Source organism: Streptomyces sp. IBSBF 3136 (assembly GCF_036815105.1).
Taxonomy (GTDB): Bacteria; Actinomycetota; Actinomycetes; order Streptomycetales; family Streptomycetaceae; genus Streptomyces.
This window is the reverse complement of the sequence record NZ_JAJSZC010000040.1, coordinates 21,891-44,276: the sequence shown is the minus strand read 5'-3', so window position 1 is coordinate 44,276 and position 22,386 is coordinate 21,891. Positions and strand designations below refer to the sequence as shown.

Here is a 22,386-nt window from a genome sequence, read left to right as displayed (position 1 = left end):
GCCCCCAGGCCCGCCCCCCGCCCTTCAGGGGCCGGGAAGAAGCCGTCCTCGCCCGCGCGGGGCGGAGTGATTTCGACGAGTTGTGCGGCGGTGTCACGGTGTCACAGGGCGAACGCATCACGCGCGGCAAGGGCCCGGGCCGAGGAACGCGGGCACCGTCCGCCGGCTCGGACGGCCCTGTTAGCGTGCGCGGATGGAAGATCTCCAATCCGTCGCCTGGCCGCCCGAGCCGATCAGGACCCGCAGGCTCGTGCTCCGTGCGCCCCGGAGCGGGGACCGTGCGGCGTTCATCGAGCTGCTCGCCTCGCCGGAGGTGCACACCTACCTCGGCGGCCCCCGGCCGCGTGAGGAGCTCGAACGCCAGACGCCTGAGGTGCCCCAGCAGTGGCCCGGGAGCTTCGTCGTCGATCTCGACGGGGCGATGATCGGCCACATTCTGCTCAGGAGAGCGACGGGGCACCGCCGCCCGGCCGCCGCGGGGAAGGCCGACCTCGGCTACCTGTTCCTTCCGCGGGCGTGGGGCCGGGGGTACGCCGTCGAGGCGTGCGAGGCGGCGCTCGGCTGGCTCGCCGGCGCGCTTCCCGGCGAGCCGGTGGTGCTCACCACCCAGAGCGCCAACGTCGCTTCGATGCGTCTGGCGGCGAAGCTGGGGTTCACCGAGGTGGAGCGGTTCGAGGCATGGGGATGCGAGCAGTGGCTCGGCATGCGCTCCCCGGCCGCCCCGGCCGCCCCGGCGGTCGGTGAGGGGCAGCAGCCGTGAGTCTGCCGTAGGGGCAGACGCGAGAGTGGGGGCATGGACGGCGACACGCTCTGCTCGATCGCCTCAGGTTCTCCTCCGATCGCGGGATCGTGGTGCCGAGGGACCGCAGCCCGGCCGGCTTCGTGGGGGTCAGGCGCTCGATGACTCCCGAGCTGCCCGACACCCCCCGAGGCGGAGCAGGTGAGGGCCTGAGGGGAGTGGGCCGAACCGGCCATGGACCCCGATGTCCGTGCCGGCCTGCGCCAGGCGGCCCGAAACCACACGCCCCGGGCAGGCACACGCCGCCGCGCCCCCTGCGCCGCGTCCTCGCCGCGGTCGTCCGTGACCGGGCCGGCGCCGCCCTGGCAGCGGGGCATCGATCCGGCCTCGCGCCAAGCCGATCCGGTCCTCGCGGCGGTCACGGCCCACGACGCCCGCCTCCTCGGCCGCCCCGACGACGCCGAGCCGCGCCGCCGGCTCCTTCGCCCGGCCGCGGAGCATGAGCGACCCGCGCCGCGACCGGCACGCCCGAGGTGCTCGCAGTGATCAACGGCCGGCCGGCCCCGCAGAGCCTGGCGCCGGTGTGCGCAGGGTCCGTCCCGGCCGTCCGCGCCCGGATCGAGCGGTAGGGGGCCGGGATCGTCGGCGCGGGCGCACCACCTGGCCGCCATAGGATCGGCCGGTGAACGACACCGTCATCCTGCATGCGGACGCCACGCCCTGCGCCCCCGCCCTTGTCCTTCGCCCCTGGTGCGCACGGGACGCTGCCGCGCTTGTCGCCGTGGCCCGGGATCCCGCACTGCGCCGCTGGACCAGTCTGGCCGTGGAGGACGAGGCCGATGCGCTGCGCTGGGTGCGGGGCCAGGAGCGGGGCTGGGCAGCGGGGGATCGCTTCAGTTTCGCGGTGGTCGAAAAGCAACCCGGCTCGTCGGACGGGCCGTTGATGGGCCATGTGGTCCTCAAGGAAGTGGTTTTCGGTCAACCGTCGGCCGAGGTGGGCTACTGGACCGCGGCGCATGCCCGCGGCCGGGGCGTGGCGCCCCGCGCTCTTTCGACGCTCACCACCTGGGCCTTCGACCGTCCGGGGGCCGGCCTGCTGAAGCATCTGGAACTCCGGCACCAGGTGGGCAACGCCGCCTCTTGCCGCGTGGCCCACAAGAGCGGGTACCTCCTGGAGGCCGTCCTGCCCGCGACGCCGCCCGCATACCCCGGTAAGGGGCATCGGCACATACGGCGCAGGGACACCTGAGCGGGCGGCACTCCCGGAGGCGGCGCGTCTTCACGGAGCCCGCCGCTTCCGGAGACAGCCAGACCCTGCGCACCTGTTCCCCCCTCTTGAGGGGGTGGATCACGGGTCTTGAGGGGGTGGATCACGGGCCGGGATGATGCGAGGGTGGTCGAAAATCGGGGGGAGGCGCGGTGGGTCTGGGAACGGTGGCGATCACGGGCGCGGCGGGGAACATCGGTTCCGTGGTGCGTCAGGCGCTGCAGCGTGAGGCGGGGCGCTTGATCCTGCTCGACCGCGTGCCGTTGCGGCCCGAGGCCGAGAACGAGGACGTCCGCACGGTCGACCTCGGGGACGCGGCCGCCGTGGAGGCGGCGCTTGCCGGCGCCGACCGCGTGCTTCACCTGGCCGGTGTGCCGGACGAGGCGCCTCTGGGCGACCTGCTCGAAGCCAACGTGCTCGGCACCCACCACGTGCTGGAGGCGGCGCGGCGCACGGGAATCGAACGGGTCGTCCTGGCCAGCAGCAACCGCGTGACCGGCTTCTATCCCACCGGACACCTCACCGGTCCCAAGGAGCCGGTACGCCCCGACGGCCTGTACGGGGTGAGCAAGGCGGCCGTCGAGGCCCTCGGGCGGCTGTACGCCGACAAGTTCGGCCTGTCCGTGATCTGCCTGCGCATCGGCAGCTTCGAGCAGGCGCCCACCGAGCCCCGCCATCTGGCCACCTGGCTGAGCCCGCGCGACGCCGTCGGCTACATCCGGGCCGCCCTGACCGCCGCGCCGTCCACCCGCTTCGCCACGGTGTACGCCGTCTCCGCCAATACCCGCCGCTTCTGGGAACTCCCCGACCCGGCGATCCTGGCCTACGTCCCCGTGGACGACGCCCAATGCCACGCCGGGGACATCCCGGGACCCGACCTTCTGGCCGATCCCGCCGCACCCCAGGCCGGCCCCTACGCCCTGCCCGGGTTCACCCTCAAGCACCTTTAGACCCTCACCCCGCCCACCCGCCGTCCGGGCCGCGCACTCCTTGCCGGCTCCGCACACCCGCCGTCGGGCCGCGCACTCCTTGCCGGCTCGGCGATTCCTCACCCACCTCGCCATCGATCGACCGCGGCGTATGAGGCCTCACAGCGAAGGCACCACAAGCGGGCCGCGTCCGCGCTGGTGAAGGCGGCCGTGCCGCGTCGCGGTGGCGGGCCCGCCCGGCCCCCCCGGGGGGGCCGGGCGGGCCTTCAGCGGCCGGCGCCGACCAGCAGGACCAGCGCGGTGACGACGGCCGCGAGCGTCGTCGCCGCCGTGACCGGGACCGTGCCGACGCGCCGGTGGCCGGGCCGCGGTGGCCGCTGCGTGAGGGCGTGGTCGAGCGCCACCCACGCCGCCTGCGCGAGGGGCGCCGGCGACGACGGCGAGGAGGAAGGGCAGCAGGCCGTCCGGAACAGGAGCGGCGCCGGCCACGAAGACTCCCGCGACCGGGCTGAGGCAGGCCGGCGCGATCCACGGCGCCACGCGCCGCCCCGGCCGCGTTCCCAGCAGAGCGGTAAGCGCCGGCCCTTCGCCGGCCGCGTGCACGAGGAGCGCCGTCACCACGGCGGGGGAGGAGGTCAGGGCGAGGGCCGCCCCCTCCACGAAACGGTGCACGGCGAGCCCCGAGGCCGCGCCGATGCCGCCCGCACGCCCCCGCGTGCACGGGCAGCCCAGAGGGGTGACGGCGCCCGTCACGGCGAACGAGGCGAGCGCGGTGAACGGCACCGCCCACGGCGGCAGGCCGGCCTGCCGGGCCTCGTCCCACGCGTCGGGCAGCAGGTCGAGGACGGCGATGACCAGCAGGATCCCGGACGCGGCGGCCGGCACGAGCACGGAGCGGCCCGAGGCCCGCCGCGCCGAGCAGACCCTGGCCGCCGTGGCCCCCGCCACCGTGGCCGGGGCCACCAGGACCACGGCCACCAGCGACGCGGCGGGGGGCGGCTGCCCTCCCGTTCCGCCGGCGGTGGGCGCGAGCGCCGCCTCGCACACGCAGAGCATGGTCCCTCCTGCGGGGCGCGGCGGCCCTTCGCGGACGGCGCCCGGGCGCACCGGATACCGGACAGGGGTCAGCGGCGGTAGCAGTAGGAGTCCGAGGAGGCGTCGCCGCCCTGCAGACGCGTCTGGTGCACGCGCAGGCCGCCGAAGTCCTCGCCGTGCGGGAAGAAACGGCTGTCCACCGACAGCCCGCCGTGCGTGGTGTCGGCGTCGAGTCTGACCATCCACGGCTCGATGCCCGCGGGATAGAACTGTTCGTCCCAGGCGGCGTACAGCGAGTTCGTCAGGTACACGCGCCGCCCGTCGCGGCTGAGTTCGACCATCTGCGCCCCGCCGGTCAGCGGCACCTCGGGTGCGGCGGGGTGCGGCCGGCGGGCGGTGATGCCGCCCAGGCGCACGGCCGCGGTCCGCCGCGGACGCAGCGGGTCGCTCACGTCGTACTGGAGCAGGTCGCCGGTGCCCCACGCCGAGACGTACAGCCACCGGTCGTCCACCGAGAGGTCGATGTCGGTGATCAACGGGGGCACGGCGCCGAACGGCTGCAGCGCCGGCGGCAGGTCCCCGGCCGGGGCGGGCTCGGCCGGGAGGGTGATCACCTCGGTGACCTCAAAGTCTCCGCCGTCCCGCCGCCACAGCCACACCGACGCCGACAGGTCCTGGACGTCGACGACGGTGTTGGTGAACCCCCACGTGGCCTCCGGGTCGTGCGCGGGCCGCAGTTCCAGCACCATCTGGTGCTCATCGCCCAGGTCCACGTCCCTCAGGTGCCGGCCGCTGTCGAGCTCCCAGAAGTGCAGGCGGTGGCCGTAGCGGCGCTCCAGCAGCAGCTCGGGGACCAGACCGTCCTCGATCATGGAAGGGGTGCCCCACTCGCTGGTCACGGCGATGTTCTGGGCCAGGTGCCACCAGACGTCGTAGGCGAGGTGCTGCGGCCCGCGCTCGCTCTCCCAGCCGCGCAGCACCTCGAAGCTCTCGTGGTCCAGCAGCGCCACGCCGCCGGGCCCGTCCGCACCGTCCGCGCCGCCCAGGCAGGACAGGAAGACGCCGTCGGGCCCGCAGTGCAGGGTGTGGGGGCGCGAATAGCCGGCCCTGGCGGCCAGTTCCCCGGGCTCGACCGTCTTGACCAGGCGAGGACGGGCGGGATCGGGGACGGTGTCGAAGACGTGCAGCCGGGAGGAGCGCAGCCCCGGGACGATGAGGTAGCGGCGCGCGGCGTGGTGGTGGCCGGCATGGGCCAGCGCGCTCGAGCAGGCGTTCCAGCCGAAGTGGTGCAGCTCATTGCCCACGCCGGGCACCTCGGCATGGGAGATCACCCGGCCGTACGCGGGGGAGTCGGGGTCGGTGTCGAGGGTGAACAACGCGTCCGCGCGCGCTCCGGCCGGGTCGAACCCGACGACGTAGGCGAGCTTCTCCCCGGGCGCGGCGACGGCGTCCGCCGGGGAGCGGTACAAGGTCGGGTCCTGGTGGCCGTCGTGGCCGTGCGGGTGCTCGGTCGTCGTCATCGCTGTTCCCCACTTGGGCGAACAGCGAGCCAGGACCGGGTGAACCCCCGTCACGGACGGGCCGGGCTCTCTCGTCCGCCGTCAACTGCGGTGAGGGACGGATATGCCACTGGATCCGAGCGTTTCACAGTCCCCGCAGCCCTGCCACGGCGGCCACCGCGACGACGCTGCCGGCCACTGCCATCGCGTCCGCCCCCGCCCCCGGGCACCGCACGCCTGGGCCCCGCGCCCGGAGCCCGATGTCCTTCCTGGACGGGCCCCGAAAGTTTTAATTCACTCTGTGAGTCGTTTTCGACCGGTCACCGGTAATCCGGTGACCGATGGACTTCATTGGCGGATACAGGTGGGATCACTGATCACAGCCGTGCTGATGTTCCATATCGCGCCCTTCGCCGGTTGGATGGCAGTGGAAATCGAACTCCGCTCGCGCGTATTTCACGGATCGCCCGGAACGGGTGTCGGCCGGTGGGGGAGATGGGGGCGATGAGGGTCGCCGGCGAGGGGAAAGGTGCTGGTGGGAGCGCTGGGATCTGTTCGGTTTTTCCGGATTCGGGTGCGGCCGCCCCATCGAACAGATGCCGTATTAAAAGCTCCGCACGGAATATGTGCGCCTGATATTCGCGCCGGACTGCGCCATCTGTCGTCGCAATAGCGCCGTGCGCTCACCGAATCCAGTGACGTTCGCCGGATACGCGCTGTACGTTCTTCCGTGCTGAAGGCGTATTCCAGCCAGCGGGTCTCGCCGTTGAGAGGGACGTGTATGACGAGCCACGCAACCGAAGTCGACCTCGAAAGCCTCCTCCGCCGGGCGTTACAGGCCACCGGCACCGACGCGCGGTGGACGATCGACGCGGACGAGATGTGGTGCCGCCTGACCCACCGGTCCGGGATGCAGCGCCGGCAGGGCTGGAAGCTGCACGTGTCCGCGACGGCCGCCTCCGCACCCGAAGTCCTCGTCAGGGCCCTGGACGTGCTGCTGCCCGAGGAGTCGGGATTCAAGTTCGTCCGCTCCCTGGAACAGGTGAGCGCGCTCAACTCCCGTGCCACGCCCCGCGGAAGCTCGGGCAAGTTCATCACCGTCTACCCGCCCTCCGACGAGGACGCCGCGCGGGTGGCGCTCCAGCTGCACAAGGCCACGGCCGGCCTGCCCGGCCCCCGGATCCTGTCCGACCAGCCCTACGCCCCGCAGAGCCTGGTGCACTACCGCTACGGAGCCTTCGTCGGCCGCCGCCGGGTGTCGGACCAGGGCCTGCTGGTCTGGTTCATCGAGGACCCCGACGGCAACCCCGTCGAGGACAAGCGCACCGGGCAGTACTCCCCGCCGTCCTGGGCCGTCAGCCCCTTCCCGGCCTCGGTACCGCTCCCGCCCCGCCGGCAGAAGGCGGCGAGCGGCCCCGTACTCCTCGGTGGCCGGTTCTCGGTACGCGAAGCGATCCGGCACACCAACAAGGGCGGCGTCTACCGGGGCACCGACACCACCACGGGCGCCCCCGTGGTGATCAAGGAGGCCCGGCCGCACGTCGAGGGCGACGTGGCCGGATCCGACGTCCGCGACTGGCTGCGGGCCGAGGCCAGGACGCTTCAGAAACTCAGGCACACGGGGCTGGCACCGGAGCCGCTGGCGACGTTCGAGATCGGCGGCCACCTGTTCCTCGCCCAGGAGGAGGTGCCGGGCGTGCCCCTGCGCACCTGGGTCGCCGAACGGTTCCGCGACGTCGGCGCCGAGCGCTACCGGGCGGAGGCGCTCGCCCAGGTGGGACGGCTCGTGGACCTGGTCGCGGCGGCCCACGCCTGCGGCTGCGTCCTCAGGGACTTCACCCCCGGCAACGTCATGGTCCGGCCCGACGGCGAACTGCGCCTCATCGACCTGGAGCTCGCCGTCCTGACCGACGAGGACATGCTCCCGAGCCGGGTCGGCACCCCCGGATTCAGCGCCCCGGAACGCCTTCAGGACGCCGCGGTGTCCCCGACGGCCGACTACTACAGCCTCGGCGCCACCGTGTGCTTCGTCCTGGCCGGCAAGGTGCCCAACCTGCTGCCCGAGGAGCCCGACACCCGAGCGGCCGAACAGCGGTTCGCGCAGTGGCTGGCCGCCTGCGCCGGAACGCTCCGCCTGCCGGACGGCATGCGGGAGATGATCCTCAACCTGACGAAGGACGATCCCGGCGAACGCTGGGACCCCGACACCGCACGCGAGGCACTCCAACGGATCGCCCCGCCCGGACCCGGGACCGTCCTGCCCGGACACGGGACGGGCCTGGCCCTGTCCGGACACGGGACTGGCCTGGGCCTGCCCGGACACGGGACAGCCGTGCCCCGGCAGGGGACCGCCCTGCCCGGACCCGGCACGGACCCCGAGCGACCCGGCACGGATCTGCCGCGAGGCGGCACGGACCCCGAGCGATCCGGCACGGATCTGCCGCGAGGCGGCACGGACCCCGAGCGACCCGGCACGCACCCCGAGCGACACGGCACGGACCTGCCGCGGCCCAGGCATCCCGCCCCCGGGCCGGCACCGACGGCCGGGCCGGACGCCGCGAGCGAGGCCACGATCACCGGGATGGTGAACCACCTCCTCGACACCATGACCCCGGCCGGCGAGCCGCGGCTGTGGCCCGTGTCCACCCTGGCCGGGGAGACCGGCCCCTGCACCGTGCAGCAGGGCGCGGCAGGCGTACTGGCGGTCCTGACCCGGTACTTCGAGCTCACCGGCGACCCGCGCCTGCCGGAGGTGATATCGGCCGCGGGCGGCTGGATCGTCGCCCGCACCGACACCCGCTCCATCCGTCCGGGCCTGCACTTCGGCGGCCGCGGCATCGCCTGGGCGCTGTACGACGCCGGCCGTGCCGTTGCCGACCGACGGCTGACGGACCACGCGCTGGCCCTGGCCCTGGCCCCGCTGGAGCCGACCCCCAGCCACGACATCACCCACGGCACCGCCGGCAGCGGACTGGCCGCCGCCCACCTGTGGCACCGCACCGGTGACGCGCGCCTGGCCGAACTCGTCGTCGACGCCGCCGACCGGCTGGCCGCCGCGGCCCAGCCCGAACCCTCCGGCGTGAGCTGGCCCGTCCCCGCGGAAGCCGTGTCCCAGGAGGCCGGCAAACGCTACCTGGGCTTCGCCCACGGATCGGCCGGCATCGGCAGCTTCCTCCTCGCCGCCGCGCACGTCTCCGGCCGGCCCGAACACCTGGAACTGGCCGTCGCCGCGGGAGAACACCTGGTGGCCAACGCCGTGACGGTCGGCGAGGGAGCCCAGTGGCCGGCCCAGGCCACGGACCCGCCCACCGCGCCGTACTGGTGCCACGGCTCCGCCGGCATCGGGTCCTTCCTGATCCGGCTGTGGCAGCGCACCGGCGACGACCGGTACACCGGCCTCGCCCGCGGCGCCGCGCACGCCGTCATGGAACGCGCCTCACGCGCCGCCGTCGCCCAGTGCCACGGACTGGCGGGCAACGGCGACTTCCTCCTCGACATGGCGAATGCCACCGGGGAGGCCCCCTACCACGCGATGGCCGAGAACCTGGCCCGCCTCATCGTCTGCGAACGGGCCCACCGCACCACCCACGTCGTCTTCCCCAACGAGTACGGGGAGATCTCCACGAGCTGGAGCGACGGCGCCGCGGGAATCCTGGCGTTCCTCCTCAGGACCCGCCACCACGACTCCCGGCACTGGACCATCCAGCAGCCGGGCTGAGCGACAGGGCCCCCTGTCGCCGCCGCACGGAGAAGGAGAATGTCATGGAGAACCAGACCCTCGAGCTCCTGGCCCACCTGCACGCCCTTCCGGAGACCGACCCGGTCGACTTCGACGGAGCCTCGTTCTCCGGGACGTGCGCCTGCGTCGGCCTGCTGACGCTGCTCAACACCGTCTGTGTGGGCATCAGCTGCGCCTAGCCGAAAACCTCCGGCCGGCGGCAGCCCCCCAGGGGCCGCCGCCGGCCGGAGCGCGGCCGCGCCGCGGCCCGCAGGCCCGCGCACGACACTCCCGTGGACGAGGAGCCGACCATGCAGGCACCCGCCGGCGACGCCGCTCGCGCCCGAGCAACCCCCCCGACCACCGCACCCGGCACCACCGCACCCGGCACCGCCCCGGACGCCACCGCGCCCACCGCCCCGAGCACCGCCCCGGACGCCACCGCACCCGGCACCGCCCCGGGCACCGGGCCGTCCACCGCCCGGCCCGTGCCCGCCATCAGCACCCGCGGCCTGGTCAAGAGCTACCCGGGCCCCAACGGGAGCACCACCCACGCCGTCCGCGGCCTGGACCTCGACGTCTTCCAGGGCGAGACCTACGCCTTCCTCGGCCCCAACGGCGCGGGCAAGTCCACCACCCTCGCCCTGCTGTGCGCCCTGGCCCGCCCCACCGCCGGACAGGCCACGGTGGCGGGCGCCGACGTGCTCAGCCGGCCCGACCAGGTACGACGACGGGTCGGCATGCTCTTCCAGCACAGCGCCCTCGACCCCGACCTGACCGCCGAACAGAACCTGCACATCCACGCCCGCCTGTACGGACTGCGCCGCCGCCACGCCCGCCTGCGCGTCACCGAGATGCTCGAGACCGTCGCACTGGCCGACCGGCGGCGCTCCCCGGTGCGCACCCTCTCCGGAGGCATGCGCCGCCGCCTGGAACTCGCCCGCGGCCTGCTGCACGCCCCCCAGGTGCTCTTCCTCGACGAGCCGACCACCGGACTCGACCCGCACGCCCGCGCCCAGGTCTGGCAGCACCTGCGCGCCCTGCGCGACCAGCACGGCAGCACCCTCTTCATCACCACCCACTACCTGGAGGAGGCGGAGAACTGCGACCGCCTCGGCATCCTCGACCACGGCCGGCTCGTGGCCCAGGGCACCCCCCACGCCCTGAAGGCCGAGATCGGCGAGGACCGGGTGGTCCTGCGCACCGGCGACGACACGGCGGCACACCAGGTCGTGAGCCAGACCGTGCCGGCGGCCACCCCCGTCACCCCGGACACCGAGGGACTGTCCCTGCGCGTACCCGACGGCAGCGCCTGGATCCCCCGGCTGTGCGCGGCCCTGGCAGCCCGCGGCATCGCCGTGCACGCCCTGGTCCACCGCGACCTGCTGCGCATGGCGGCCCAGCCCACCCACACCGCCCTGATGGTGCTCCAGCCGGTGCTCTACCTCTTCGTCCTGGGCGGCGGGTTGGCCGCGCTGATCCCCGATTCCTCGCTCGGCGTCGGCTACCAGGCCTACCTCTTCCCGGGCATGCTGATGATGACGGTCCAGGCACCGGCCATCATCGTCGGCGTCCGTATGATCACCGACCGGCAGAGCGGCTACCTGCGGGAACTGCTCATGGCCCCGGTCACCCGGCCCACCCTCCTGCTCGGCAGCTGCGCCGGCGGCACCCTCGTCTCCACCGTCCAGGGCGCCGTCCTGCTCACCCTGGCCGGCGCCGTCGGCCTGCCCTACGACCCGCTCCTGCTCGCGCTGCTCCTGGCCGGCATGATCCTGGCCTCCTTCACCGTCACCGCCCTGGCCCTGCTGCTGGCCGTGAGCATCGACCGGCCCGAGGCCTTCCACATGCTGCTCGGCCTGGTCATGATGCCGCTGCTGTTCCTCTCCGGCGGCTTCTTCCCCCTGCACAACCTGCCCGGCTGGGCCCACGCCCTGGCCGCCGTCAACCCGCTCGCCTACGGCGTGGACCTGCTGCGCCGCTGCATCGCACTGCGCGTACCGGGCCAGGCGGCCACCGCCGCGGGCATCACCTGGTTCGGCTGGCAGCCCCCGCTGCTCCTGGAGGGCGCGCTCCTGCTGGCCGGCGGCGCCATGGCCCTGCTCTGGGCCGCCCACCGCTTCAGCCGCCCCGAATGACCCCCGGCCGCACGCGCGCACCACAGCCGCCACGCTCAGCCTCGCGGCGGGGCACATGACAAAATGACCGGGGGACGTCCCGCCGGGTTCACCCCCCGGCCTCGGGGGCACTTTCGGCACACACCCTGGAGGAACCATGTGCCGCCTTTTCGGCCTCAGCAGTGCCCCGCTGCGCACCCACGCCACCTTCTGGCTGCTGGACGCCCCCGACAGCCTGAGCCGGCAGAGCCACCGCGACCCCGACGGCACCGGCCTCGGCCACTTCGCCGCCGACGGCACCCCGCACGTCGACAAGGCCCCCATCGCCGCCTACCGCGACCGGGCCTTCGCCGAGGAGGCCCGCCAGGAGGAGTCGCAGACGTTCGTCGCCCACGTCCGCTTCGCCTCCACCGGCAGCCTGGACATGCGCAACACCCACCCCTTCGAGCAGGACGGGCGGATCTTCGCGCACAACGGCGTCATCGAAGCCCTCGACCGGCTCGACCACCACCTGGGCGCGGACCGGTCACTGGTGAAGGGGGACACCGACTCCGAGCGCTTCTTCGCCCTGATCACCCGGGAGACACGACGGCACGACGGCGACGTCGGCGCGGGCATCCGCGAGGCCGCCGGCTGGATCGCCGCGCACCTGCCCGTCTACGCCCTGAACCTGATCCTCATCACCCCCCGGGAACTGTGGGCGCTGCGCTACCCCGACACCCACGAGTTGTACGTCCTTCAGCGCCAGGCCGGGGGAGAGCACGGCAGCCGGCACCTGGACCACAGCGGCAGCCACGGCCGCATGCGCGTCCACTCCTCCCACCTGGCCGATCACCCCGCCGTGGTCGTCGCCAGCGAACGCATGGACGACAACCCCCACTGGCGGCCGATGGAACCCGGCGAACTCCTCCACGTCGACCCCCACCTCCACCTCACCCGCCAGACCGTCCTGCCGGACGCACCCGCCCACCAGCTCACCCTGGAGGACCTGCACCCCGACGCGGCCGCCTCCCAGAAAGCCGCCTGACCGCAAGCGGCTTGACCGGCACGAACGCCCCCCTGGCCGGACGCCCCACCCGCTGGGCGCCCCCCGGAGAACGAAAGGGCGCCCGCGCCGCGCCGCACCCGGCCCGGGCGCCCGGGCCGGGTCGTCCGGCTCGTACTCGTCCTTGGGCACCGTCCACGCGCCCGCGTCCTTCCTCGCGTAATACGGCCCGCCCATGTGGCCGACCAGCACCTCCAGGCCCTCGCAGGTGCGCCGGAACAGCAGCAGCCCCGCACTGCGCCGCGCCGCCCGGGCCGACCTCCGGGTGGGCCGCCAGTACGGCCTCGCCGGTGTCGGCCTCCCCGGGCCGCTTGTCCTCCCTCCACGACGAGCTCGGGGCGCACTCGCACGCCCCAGCCATGCTCCTCGACGGCCAGTTCCGTCAGCCGCCCGGTCCGCCAGGCGAGCATCGCGTCGGTCATGCCCTTGAAGGTCTTGGTGACAAGCCGATGACAGATGGGATGACGCCGCGGGCATGGGCGGGCCGGCGCAGAATGGCGCCGGGGTCCTGTTCCACCATGCAGGCATGAGCGACGGGAGCCACGGCGTGCTGAACCTCTCTCTCACCGTGGCGATCGGCCTGCCCCTGGCGTTCTTGCACGTCTGGTCGCCCTACGTGCACCCCGGCAGGTACATCGACTCGAGGTACTGGCGTGCGTTCGCCGACGGCATCTCCATCACCTACATCTTCCTGCAGCTGTTGCCCGAGATCACGCGCCTCGCTGACGAGGAACTGCACGCGGATGAGTCCTATGTCCTGAGGTTCCCCGGGTGGCTCGGGGCGCTCTCCGCCTGGGGCGAGCAGAACCCCTTTCTTCCCCTGCTGTTGGGGTTCACGCTCTTCTACGGGCTGGAGAGAGGGATCGAACGACCCGTCGACCATGGGTCCAGCGGCGGGGCGGGGCGTCCGGTGCACTTCTGGGTGCATATGGTCGGCATGTCGCTGTACAAGATCCTGCTGGGCTACCTGATGGGCCAGATCACCAGTGTGTTCGGCCTCCTCATCTTCGCCTTCGCCATCACGATGCATTTCCTGGTGATCGACTTCCACCTGCTGGAGATGCACCACTCGGCCTACCATCGGATCGGCAGATGGATCCTGACCGGCGCCTTCCTTGTCGGATGGTTCCTCAGCACGCAGGTGGCGATCGACCCACCGGTGCTCGCCATGCTGGTCTCGTTCGTCGCGGGCGGCGCCGTGCTGATGATCATTCAGGACGAGTTCTCGGAGAGCGTCGACAACTCCTATGCCGCCTTCCTGATCGCGGTCCTGCTGTACGGCTCGCTGCTGCTGGCGTTGTAGGGGTGGCTCAGGTCGGGTCGTCGGCGGAGCGGGCGGAGTCGAAAAACTGCCGGACGATGCCGATCGTGTCGGCGTCGGCGGCAGTCTTGTCGTCCCGATAGCGAAGCACCCGGGCGAAGCGCAGCGCCCTCCCGCCGGGGTAGCGCGAGGAGCGCTGCACGCCGTCGAAGGCGATCTCCACGACCTGCTCCGGGCGCACGGTCACGACGTACGACGTGCGGGACTCCTCGAGCGCGAGGAAGCGCTCGGTATGCCAGGCCAGCATCTCGTCGGTCATCCCCTTGAAGGTCTTGCCGACCATCGCGAAGCCGCCGTCCTCGGTGCGCGCGCCCAGGTGCAGGTTGGACAGCCTGCCGGTGCGCGCCCGTGGCCCGCGGTGCGCTGTGAGGTAGCGGGTGATCACCTTGGGCAGGTCGTCCGGGGGGATGGTCCGGAGCTGGTTGTCGTGCATGACGCTCCTGATGGTGGTGGCGGGTTCAGACGGTGGGGGTGGTGCCGCCGTCGATGACGTGTTCGGCGCCGACGATGGCCGAGGCGCGGTCGGAAACGAGGAAGGCGACGAGCTCGGCAACTTCCTCGGGCTGGTCGGGACGGCCGAGCGGGATGCCTCCCAGGGAGTCCATGAGCCGGCCCAGCGCCGCTTCCCGGGTGATACCGGCGTCGTGGGCGATCCGGGCGACGAGGTTGTCGGCGGCCGAGGTCTGGACGAAGCCGGGTGAGACGGTGTTGACGCGGACGCCGTGGGGGGCGACCTCGTTGGCCAGTCCTTTGCTGTAGGTCGTCAGGGCGGCTTTGGCGGCGGCGTAGGCCAAGGTGCCGTTCCACAGCGGCATGCGGCGCTGGATCGAGGTGACGTGCACGATCGCGCCCCTGCCCTTGGCGAGCATGTGCGGTAGGAGTGCGCGGTCCAGGCGGACGGCGGCCAGCAGGTTCGTGTTCAGCTCCCTTGCCCAGTCGTCCTCGCCGAGCGCGGCGAATCCTCCTGCCGGTGCCTCGGAGCCGCCGAGGGTGTTGACCAGGATGTCGACGCCTCCCACGCGGGCGTCCACCTCGGAGGCGACGTGGGCGGCGCCCTGGGCGGTGGACAGGTCGGCGGCGATGAAGGCCTTCTCCTCGACGTCGTCGGGGCGGCTGCGGGCGGTGACCAGCACGGTCGCACCGGCTTGGGCCAGGCGCCGGGCGATGGCGGCTCCGGTGCCCTTGGTGCCGCCGGTGACCAGAGCGCGTCGGCCTTCGAGGGATTCGCTGATGGATGTGGTCACGTTGCGCTCCGTTCCCGGGCGCGGGTGCACGAGGCGCCGCTCCCGTCTCGACTGCTAAAATAGAAGCCACTAACTTCGACTTTAGCAGTAACTGAGGGGATGGTCGCCGTGGCAAGCCGGATCAGGCTGGAGGACCGGGAGTGCCCGCTGTCCACGACGCTGGAACACGTCGGCGAGTGGTGGACACTGCTCATCCTCCACGACGCCTTCGACGGCTACACCCGCTTCGACCAGTTCCAGGAGAGCCTGGGCATCTCCTCCAGCATGCTCACCACCCGGCTGAAGACCCTGGTCGCGGACGGTCTGCTGGAGCGTCGGCCCTACCAGACCAGCCCCGTCCGGCACGAGTACGTCCTGACCGAACTCGGGCGCTCCCTGCGCCCGGTGATCGTCGCCCTGGCCGCGTGGGGCAACTCCCGCCTCACGCCGACGGAGCGCAGCATGATCCTCGTCGACGCGCACAGCGGCGAGGAAGTCGAGCCCGTGGTCGTCGACGCCAAAACCGGCCGCCGACTCGACGACAGCGCCGTCTACGTCTTCACCGCGGGCCCCGCGGCCAGCGACGCGATGCGCAGCCGCTACGCGGCACGGCCGGCCATTCCCGCGGAAGAGGCGAAAGCAGGTCCGGAAGATTCCCGTACAGCCTTGAGCAGGGCCGCGAGCACCGGCTGCACCTGACCAGCCTCGCGGCACCGGCTTGTCGCCGGCGTGATATCTGCCAACCCTCCCAGTCGTTGAGAACTGGATCAAGTGAGGCGAGGGCAACACCAGTCGTTTCCAACAATCCCCCCCGAGGGGTCGGTCTCGGCAGCCTCGGAGTCCGCACGAGCTCTGCTGGAGCAACTGAAACTACTGCTGGACTGGCTGGAAATTCCGGCGCGAGCGCTGGCCAAACACGGCCAACCTCCACCTGCTGATCAACAACCAGACCGCTACGGGCACTGGTCGCGCCAAGTAACTGCTGGATCCGTGGGCCCCTGCGCGGCCAGGAGGCGACTTTGGAACGACTCCGCATCGATCGGGAGATCGTCGACGGGCCGGACACGTCGGCGATGGTCAGGCGGCGGTTCCCGATGTCGACATCGTCGAGCAGGAGAGTGGCGATCTGGGACCCGGGCCGCGCGCACTGCCGCGAGAGCGAGGACAAGCGGGCGGCAGGGGTGGTGGCCGCGACAACGGAGCGGTCGATCTTGTCGGGTGCGAGCGGTTGGAGCACGCTGTACTCGATCTGGCCGACCTCGATACGGCTGGCCGGGTTGCGAAAGATCAGGCCGGACCGTTTGGCCCAGGCGAACAGTGAGCGCAGGGCGACCAGCATGGGCCAGCACGTCTTCGCGGGTCACCTCCCGCAGATGGTCGTAGCGGTTCGACCACGCCAACAGCGCTGGGCGGCCCGGTTGAGGTAGAGCCGGACCGTGGCTTGCTGCCGGGGCAGGCTGCGGAGGCCGCCGTCGCGCAGAACTTGGGTCCAGCGTTCGGCTTCCGCAGCGATGCCGGGGGCAATGCCTTCCCGACGCTCAGCGAGCCATCGCTCTCGCACATCCGGCCCGGGCGCCTGACCGCAGTCCGGGCCGGGCCGCACCGGGACGGGGTCAGGAGGCCACGATGCGGCGCACGTTGTCGACCGAGCCGCAGCCGGCCTTCAGCTGCCGCTCACGCTCTTCCCAGAACGCCGCGCCCAGTTCCTCGCGCCGCTCCATCGCCACGTTCTCGCGCGCGCCGTTGAGGATGGTGCGCTCCTCCTCGTCGGCGTGGTGGGTGACGGCCTCCACCAGCCCCTCCAGCTTGGAGTCCCACTCCTCGGAGCCGACCTCCTCCACCTCGAGCAGTTCCAGCAGGGCCTGGTTGCCCTCGTCGTGCTCGTGCTCGCCGTGCTCGACCTCGTCGTCGTCGATGTTCTTGTACCGCTTCAGCGCGGGATAGACCTTGGCCTCCTCGGCCTGCGCATGGGCGATCAGCAGGTCCGCGAACTCCTTGAGCGCACCGGCCCGGTCGGCCTCGACGCTGCGCATCAGGCGGAACAGGTCCTCCATCCGCCGGTGGTCCTGGAGTATGAGCTCGACGACGTCCCTGGTTTCGGCCATGACGGGGCACCACTTTCGTGCGAACGGTTGAGAGCCCCTACCGGCTACCCGCGCCACCGGCGTTGATGACCCCCGCTCACCGGACACCGGTGAGCGGGGAAGTTCCCCCGGTCGGCACACGTCCGCGAACGGCTGCTGGAGCGGTCGTGCGGGTGGTGCGGGAAAACGGTGCCGTACAGCGGCAGGGGCCCCGGCCGCTCCTGCTCGCCCCTCGCCCCTGCCGAGGGGCGGCGGACTTCGCTGCTGCGCGAGGTCGACGGGGTGCTGTACCGGGTGCGGACGGGACTTGGCAGATGCTTCTGTCGAAGGTGCGAGCCGCCGAGGACACCGCGGGCCGGGCCCCGCGAGAGCGGGCTCTCGCTCAGTGGAAGCCGAGCATGCCGGGGGTGTCGATGCTGATGGCGAGGATGCCGGGCGGGTAGCGGTCCTCGTCGTCGGTCAGGAGGATGGGCATGCCGCCGGTGCCGGTGCGGCGCAGTGCGGTGTAGAGGGCGTGACAGGTGTCCATGCCGCCGTAACCGTCGCGGAACATGGTGCCCACGGCCGGGGCGTCGATCTGCCCCAGGATCTCGACGTCGGTGCACGGGTAGCCGAGAACGGCCCGTGCGGCGCCAGCCTGGTCGGCCTCGGCCTGAGCCAGGCACAAAGCCGGAACGAGGAGCCGGTCACCGCTCGCGGTGACGTTGACCGCGAGCGCGTTGAGCGCCTTGTGCCCCGTCGTCAGGGCGGTCACGGCGCCGGTGTCGAGAATGATCACGCGGCGTCCTTGCCGGGCATCGCCAAGACCTTCTCCGCCGCGATCCGTCGCAGGTTGCCCAGCACATCGAGAGTGGCGAACTCCTCGTCGCTGACATCGACGCCGATCACCTTGCGGGCATGCGCTCGCGCGGCCGCGACCTGCTCGGCTCGCTGCGCTGCGGTGGGCTGCTCGGCGGCGAGCGCGTCGACGAGCTGGCCGATGCTGAGACCGCGCTCTTCTGCGAGTTCGGCGAGGTGGTCGCGGGTCTGCTTCGTCACCTGGATCGTCGTATTCGCCATAGCGCAACCATAGCACCTCTATAGTCACGTGGATTGGTGCATGCGCAAGGCCCCCGACCGCCCCGGGCGGTGGCACTTTTTCTCCCTTGAAGCTGCAGGAATGCAGAGATCGCTTGATCCCGCCCCGGCCGCACACCTGACGGCGACACCCGCCCGCGCGGCACCAGCACCATCTGACGACTCCTCCACGTCGGCCCCGACCTCCACCTCACCCGCCAGGTGGCCCTGCCCGACCCCCCGGCCCACCAGCTCACCCTGGAGGACCTGCACCCCGCCGCGGCCGCCTCCCAGAAGGCCGCCTAGGAGCTGCCCCGGCGACGGTGCCTGACGCCGGGGTTCAGGCGGTGCCTGACGCCGGGGTTCAAAGGTGCGCGAACCGCCGGCCCACCGGGACGACCCGCATCATCCGGGCCGGAACACCAGGTCGCCGGGGCGAGCGCACCAGGCCGAGGGACGACGCGCGAGAGCCACCCGCCGGCCCTCTGGGACCGTCCAGGACAGCGCCGGTCACGGCTGTCGCCCGGCGCGGCCGACCGAAGCCTGCTCAGTGTCCGCGCCCGAGCTGACGTGCCGCAGGGTCTGCTGGGGGCCGTGCCAGTCCAGGCACATCACGGTGGCGTCATCGGCGAGCCGATCCCCCGCGGCCTCCCGGACCGCCGACGTCAGCGTCAGCGCCGCCTCCCGCGGGTGCAGATCCCGGGTGCGTTTGAGCAGGGCGAGCAGATCGACGGCCTCCCCGTGACGTTCGAGCATGCCGTCGGTCACCATGAGCAGACGATCACCCGGGCGCAGATCGAGATCCTGAACCCGGTAGGGGTGAGTGCCGGACACCAGCAGTCCGAAAGGATGGTCCACCTCGCAGGTGACCGCCTCCGCGGCCCCCTCGCGCACGCGCAGCGGCCAGGGGTGGCCGGCATTGACGAGCTGGGCGCGACCGGTGTGGAGGTTGACGCGCAGCAGTTGCCCGGTGGCGTGGCCGTGGCCGTGCTGGGCCAGGGCCTGGTCGGCCCGGTGGGCCTGCTCGGCCAGGCCGGCTCCCGCGCGACGCGCGCCGCGCAGGGCGCCCACCAGCACCGTGGCGGCCAGGGCGGAATCGATGTCGTGCCCCATGGGGTCGGTCACCGACACGTGCAGGGTGTCGCGGTCCAGTGCGTAGTCGAAGGTGTCGCCGCTGAGGTCCTCCGAGGGCTCCAGGCTCCCGCACAAGGTGAACTGCGCGGCCTCGCACGACAGGGACGGGGGCAGCAGCTGGTACTGGATCTCCGCTGCCAGTGTGGGCGGCCTGGAGCGCTTGCCCCAGGTGTAGAGGTCGGTGAAGCGGCCGTTGGCGATCACGACGTAGGCCAGGATGTGGGCGGCTTCCCCGACCTCGTCCAAGATGTCGTCGCCGGGGTCGGCGGGCAGGAGCAGTTCCAGCAGTCCGATGGCGTCCCCGCGGTTGGTGACCGGCACGATCACCCGCTGCCCCTGCCCGGTCCCCTCCTGATACAGCCGCTGGGTCCGGATCACCTGCTCGTAGACGCTGCCGAACATGGGGATCCGCTCCGCTTCCCGTCCCCCCTCCACACCGGTGGCGGTGGCCAGCCGCGCCACGGCCCTCCCCGTCAGGTCCACGATGAGGAAGGACACCTGCGTGGCTCCGAAACGCCGCCGCAGGTCCTCGGCGACCACCTCGACGGCGTCCACCGGCGCCGCCCTCTCCGCCGCGGTCAGCAGCCGGGGAAGTCCTCTGTGCCCACCGTTCACGGCCGCGGCCCCTTCCTGCTGCCCCTCTCAAGCTTGGGGACACGTCACAGCAGGCGTCAATCCGTGCCCGATCACGGTCGGTGGTCGCCTCGTGCCGGTCGGTTCGCGGTCAGGAATCGACGATGCGGCGTACGTTCTCGACCGAGCCGCAGCCGGCCTTCAGTTGCCGCTCGCGCTCCTCCCAGAACGCCGCGCCCAGTTCCTCGCGCCGCTCCATCGCCACGTTCTCGCGCGCGCCGTTGAGGATGGTGCGCTCCTCCTCGTCGGCGTGGTGGGTGACGGCCTCCACCAGCCCCTCCAGCTTGGAGTCCCACTCCTCGGAGCCGACCTCCTCCACCTCGAGCAGTTCCAGCAGGGCCTGGTTGCCCTCGTCGTGCTCGTGCTCGCCGTGCTCGACCTCGTCGTCGTCGATGTTCTTGTACCGCTTCAGCGCGGGATAGACCTTGGCCTCCTCGGCCTGCGCATGGGCGATCAGCAGGTCCGCGAACTCCTTGAGCGCACCGGCCCGGTCGGCCTCGACGCTGCGCATCAGGCGGAACAGGTCCTCCATCCGCCGGTGGTCCTGGAGGATGAGGTCGACGACGTCCTTGGTTTCGGCCATGGGCGGGCACCACTTTCGTGCGAACGGTTTGAGAGTCACTACCGCCTACCCTCACCACCGGCGTTGATGGCTCCCCCTCACCCGGAAGCACGCATCACGGAACGCTGCCCGAGGGCCGGGCCGCCTCGCCGAGAGGCGCGGGCATGACGGCCGCACGGCGGGGCACAAGGGTCGGTGTACACACCACGTGATTTATGGTGATGAAGGAGACTCTCGATGCTCATGGCGCACCCCGTCGTCCTGACGAACCTGATCGAGCAGTACGAGACGCTGCGGATCCTGCACGCCGAAGACGGCAGCCTTGAGGTGCGCCGGCGCATGGACGACGTCGCCTACACCCTGTGCGTGGCGACCGGCACCCAGGACATCGACGCAGCCCTCATCGCCGCCCGCCACCGGCTGCCCGGCGCCCGCCCGCAGGACGACTCCCTGCTCACCGCCTGAGGCGTCCCCACGCCCGCCCCGCCCGCCATGAGCACCCGCGCCGACCTGCCGACCATCGCCGGCCTGGAGGAACTGACCCGGCTCGTCACCGGCCGCCGGGGCCTGTACGTGCGCTGGTCCCTGGGCCCCGCACACGACCTGCCGCACGCCCGCAGCACCGACGACCTGACCGGCCTTCGGCTGCCGGGGCTCTCGGCCAGCTCGCTGGACCTCGAAGCCTGGTGGGGCGAGCGGCCCGCGAAGATCTGGGTGGCGCGCCGGCTGTACGACTACTGCCATCTGCCCCGGCTCAAGGACCCGCGGACCCGGCCGTGGCTGCTGCACGGCCGCGAGACGGCCCGCGGCCCCGACAACGAACCCCTCGTGACGGACGTCGAACCCCTCGGCTGGATCAGCGACCGGGTCACCACCGAGGCGCGCGCCATCATCACCGAACAACCCGGCCGGTGGGGGACCCTCGCCCGCGACGCGACCCCGCGCTGACAGCGCCCGGAAACCGGCGCCGCACCCCCGCACCCCCGCACGCCCGTGCCCGCCCCGGCGCGGTGCCCGGGCAGGGAGGCCCTACCGCGGATGCGGATGGGCCACGGCCGCCTTCTGCAGCCGCACCGCCGCGAGCAGGCTCAGCCTCGGCTCCGCCTGGCGCAGGGCCTTCACCGCCGCGACGGAGGCGATGTCGCCGGTGAAGCCGACGGCGGCCAGCCGGGCGCGGACCCAGCCGGCCCGCAGCTGGGCCTCACTCGCGGCGGCGGTGGACTCGACGAGCGCGGCGGCGCGCTCCAGGCCGGGACGCTCCCGCGGTGAGGCGGTGGCCAGCGCCTGACGCAGGGCGGCCGCCACCACGTCCGCATCCCGGATGACCGGCACGACGTCGCTCTTCCCGCCCCGTCCCATGATTCCTGTCATGACGATCAGGCTGACGGCCATGTCGGTTGCCTGCCAAGCGACTTGAGGAGATTCAGAGCCGGCCGCGCGGATCCGCCGCCGGCCAGGACCGCAGGAGGACCGCCGGTAGGCTGCGGCGGTGCGCACGATCGAGGCTCTGCTGGACGAGGCGGCGGAGCTGGCGGTCCTACAGGCCTGGCGGCGGCTCGCGGACGCCGGCCTGCCCAGCCAGGCCCGCCACCGCTCACCGACCAACCGCCCGCACCTCACCCTGGCCGCCTGCCCGGAGCTGACCGCCCCGATCCGCTGGGAACTCGCCGAGGCGGCCGCCGCGCTGCCGCTGCCGGTGCGGTTCACCGGCCTGGTCCGCTTCGAACGGCCGACCTCGGTACTGGCCTGGGCGCTGGACCTCGACGTTACGCTGGCCGGCCTGCACCGCCGGGTGTGGGAGGCGGTGGCCTCGGACAGCCCGCCCCAGACCCTCAACCCCTTCCACGACCCCGCGCGCTGGAGCCCGCACATCACCCTCGGCCGCACCCGCCGCGCCGGTGCCTTCGCCGCCCGGCAGATCCCCGAACTCCTCCCCGCACCCCCGCTGTCGGCCCGCCTCGTCACCCTGCGCAGCTACGACACCGAGACCGGCGCCCTGGAGATGCTGGGGCCGCTGAAATAGA

The 22,386-nt window shown here is 72.5% G+C and carries 21 protein-coding genes and 4 pseudogenes; 13 read left to right on the top strand and 12 right to left on the bottom strand.

The features are described from left to right. Positions 1-193 precede the first annotated feature (193 nt). The 3 genes from V7E45_RS11730 to V7E45_RS11720 all read left to right on the top strand — a co-directional run bounded on the left by V7E45_RS11730 (position 194) and on the right by V7E45_RS11720 (position 2,956). Positions 194-760 (top strand): GNAT family N-acetyltransferase, encoded by a 567-nt coding sequence (locus V7E45_RS11730; RefSeq protein WP_333774047.1) that lies wholly within the window; start codon positions 194-196, stop codon positions 758-760. 661 nt (positions 761-1,421) lie between these two features. Continuing rightward, positions 1,422-1,988: a GNAT family N-acetyltransferase gene (locus V7E45_RS11725; protein ID WP_333774046.1), complete on the top strand. Its 567-nt coding sequence runs from the start codon at positions 1,422-1,424 to the stop codon at positions 1,986-1,988. A gap of 170 nt (positions 1,989-2,158) precedes the next feature. Then, entirely contained in the window at positions 2,159-2,956 is a 798-nt protein-coding gene (locus V7E45_RS11720; protein WP_333774045.1) for an NAD-dependent epimerase/dehydratase family protein, read from the top strand. A gap of 138 nt (positions 2,957-3,094) precedes the next feature. Here the strand turns inward: V7E45_RS11720 and V7E45_RS11715 are convergent, their stop codons facing one another. Both V7E45_RS11715 and V7E45_RS11710 read right to left on the bottom strand, forming a co-directional pair. Next, positions 3,095-3,991: a hypothetical protein gene (locus tag V7E45_RS11715; protein ID WP_333774044.1), complete on the bottom strand. Its 897-nt coding sequence runs from the start codon at positions 3,989-3,991 to the stop codon at positions 3,095-3,097. A 68-nt stretch (positions 3,992-4,059) separates the two neighbouring features. Further along, positions 4,060-5,490 (bottom strand): selenium-binding protein SBP56-related protein, encoded by a 1,431-nt coding sequence (locus V7E45_RS11710; protein WP_333774043.1) that lies wholly within the window; start codon positions 5,488-5,490, stop codon positions 4,060-4,062. A 760-nt stretch (positions 5,491-6,250) separates the two neighbouring features. Between V7E45_RS11710 and lanL the strand changes: the two genes are divergently transcribed. The 5 genes and pseudogenes from lanL (at position 6,251) to V7E45_RS11685 (ending at position 12,331) form a co-directional block, all read left to right on the top strand. After that, on the top strand, positions 6,251-9,187 hold the full coding sequence (gene lanL / locus V7E45_RS11705; protein WP_333774042.1) for a class IV lanthionine synthetase LanL: 2,937 nt from the start codon (positions 6,251-6,253) through the stop codon (positions 9,185-9,187). A gap of 44 nt (positions 9,188-9,231) precedes the next feature. Further along, entirely contained in the window at positions 9,232-9,387 is a 156-nt protein-coding gene (locus V7E45_RS11700) for a VenA family class IV lanthipeptide (RefSeq protein ID WP_317440737.1), read from the top strand. 111 nt (positions 9,388-9,498) lie between these two features. Beyond that, a pseudogene (locus V7E45_RS40570) lies at positions 9,499-10,119 on the top strand (ABC transporter ATP-binding protein); the annotation flags it as partial. A 459-nt stretch (positions 10,120-10,578) separates the two neighbouring features. Continuing rightward, the gene (locus tag V7E45_RS11690) at positions 10,579-11,325 is read left to right on the top strand and encodes an ABC transporter permease (protein ID WP_333774052.1); all 747 of its coding nucleotides are present in this window, start codon (positions 10,579-10,581) and stop codon (positions 11,323-11,325) included. A gap of 136 nt (positions 11,326-11,461) precedes the next feature. After that, on the top strand, positions 11,462-12,331 hold the full coding sequence (locus V7E45_RS11685; RefSeq protein ID WP_333774041.1) for a class II glutamine amidotransferase: 870 nt from the start codon (positions 11,462-11,464) through the stop codon (positions 12,329-12,331). A gap of 114 nt (positions 12,332-12,445) precedes the next feature. On the opposite strand, the pseudogene V7E45_RS11680 reads toward V7E45_RS11685, so the two are convergent. Continuing rightward, positions 12,446-12,577, bottom strand: a pseudogene (locus V7E45_RS11680) (DNA mismatch repair protein MutT); the annotation flags it as partial. 22 nt (positions 12,578-12,599) lie between these two features. Continuing rightward, positions 12,600-12,795: pseudogene (locus tag V7E45_RS11675) on the bottom strand (ATP-dependent DNA ligase); the annotation flags it as partial. A gap of 80 nt (positions 12,796-12,875) precedes the next feature. On the opposite strand from V7E45_RS11675, the gene V7E45_RS11670 reads away from it, so the two are divergent. Further along, positions 12,876-13,652 (top strand): hypothetical protein, encoded by a 777-nt coding sequence (locus V7E45_RS11670; RefSeq protein ID WP_333774040.1) that lies wholly within the window; start codon positions 12,876-12,878, stop codon positions 13,650-13,652. A 7-nt stretch (positions 13,653-13,659) separates the two neighbouring features. Here V7E45_RS11670 and V7E45_RS11665 read toward each other — a convergent pair. Both V7E45_RS11665 and V7E45_RS11660 read right to left on the bottom strand, forming a co-directional pair. After that, a pseudogene (locus tag V7E45_RS11665) lies at positions 13,660-14,040 on the bottom strand (ATP dependent DNA ligase); the annotation flags it as partial. Positions 14,041-14,128: 88 nt separating this feature from the next. Continuing rightward, positions 14,129-14,914, bottom strand: a complete 786-nt coding sequence (locus tag V7E45_RS11660) for an SDR family oxidoreductase (RefSeq protein WP_333774039.1) — start codon at positions 14,912-14,914, stop codon at positions 14,129-14,131. 99 nt (positions 14,915-15,013) lie between these two features. Between V7E45_RS11660 and V7E45_RS11655 the strand changes: the two genes are divergently transcribed. Further along, positions 15,014-15,592, top strand: coding sequence for a winged helix-turn-helix transcriptional regulator (locus V7E45_RS11655; RefSeq protein ID WP_333774038.1), 579 nt, complete (start codon positions 15,014-15,016; stop codon positions 15,590-15,592). A gap of 914 nt (positions 15,593-16,506) precedes the next feature. Here V7E45_RS11655 and V7E45_RS11650 read toward each other — a convergent pair. From V7E45_RS11650 to V7E45_RS11630, 5 genes are all read right to left on the bottom strand, one after another. Next, the gene (locus tag V7E45_RS11650) at positions 16,507-16,998 is read right to left on the bottom strand and encodes a hemerythrin domain-containing protein (RefSeq protein ID WP_333774037.1); all 492 of its coding nucleotides are present in this window, start codon (positions 16,996-16,998) and stop codon (positions 16,507-16,509) included. A 361-nt stretch (positions 16,999-17,359) separates the two neighbouring features. Next, on the bottom strand, positions 17,360-17,755 hold the full coding sequence (locus V7E45_RS11645) for a hypothetical protein (RefSeq protein ID WP_333774036.1): 396 nt from the start codon (positions 17,753-17,755) through the stop codon (positions 17,360-17,362). Further along, a complete protein-coding gene (locus tag V7E45_RS11640) occupies positions 17,752-18,036 on the bottom strand; it encodes a hypothetical protein (protein ID WP_333774035.1) in 285 nt (94 codons plus the stop codon). Before V7E45_RS11640 ends, V7E45_RS11645 begins: the two co-directional genes overlap by 4 nt. Positions 18,037-18,543: 507 nt before the next feature. Next, positions 18,544-19,722, bottom strand: a complete 1,179-nt coding sequence (locus V7E45_RS11635) for a PP2C family protein-serine/threonine phosphatase (RefSeq protein WP_333774051.1) — start codon at positions 19,720-19,722, stop codon at positions 18,544-18,546. A 169-nt stretch (positions 19,723-19,891) separates the two neighbouring features. Then, the gene (locus V7E45_RS11630) at positions 19,892-20,383 is read right to left on the bottom strand and encodes a hemerythrin domain-containing protein (RefSeq protein WP_333774034.1); all 492 of its coding nucleotides are present in this window, start codon (positions 20,381-20,383) and stop codon (positions 19,892-19,894) included. 216 nt (positions 20,384-20,599) lie between these two features. Between V7E45_RS11630 and V7E45_RS11625 the strand changes: the two genes are divergently transcribed. Then, the gene (locus V7E45_RS11625; protein WP_333774033.1) at positions 20,600-20,827 is read left to right on the top strand and encodes a DUF5133 domain-containing protein; all 228 of its coding nucleotides are present in this window, start codon (positions 20,600-20,602) and stop codon (positions 20,825-20,827) included. A gap of 27 nt (positions 20,828-20,854) precedes the next feature. Next, the gene (locus tag V7E45_RS11620) at positions 20,855-21,310 is read left to right on the top strand and encodes a DUF6098 family protein (RefSeq protein ID WP_333774032.1); all 456 of its coding nucleotides are present in this window, start codon (positions 20,855-20,857) and stop codon (positions 21,308-21,310) included. An 81-nt stretch (positions 21,311-21,391) separates the two neighbouring features. Here the strand turns inward: V7E45_RS11620 and V7E45_RS11615 are convergent, their stop codons facing one another. Further along, the gene (locus V7E45_RS11615) at positions 21,392-21,733 is read right to left on the bottom strand and encodes a hypothetical protein (RefSeq protein WP_333774031.1); all 342 of its coding nucleotides are present in this window, start codon (positions 21,731-21,733) and stop codon (positions 21,392-21,394) included. Positions 21,734-21,851: 118 nt separating this feature from the next. Between V7E45_RS11615 and V7E45_RS11610 the strand changes: the two genes are divergently transcribed. Next, positions 21,852-22,385 carry a 2'-5' RNA ligase family protein gene (locus tag V7E45_RS11610; protein WP_333774030.1) on the top strand — a complete coding sequence of 178 codons (534 nt, stop codon included), beginning with the start codon at positions 21,852-21,854 and terminating at the stop codon, positions 22,383-22,385. Position 22,386 lies beyond the last annotated feature (1 nt).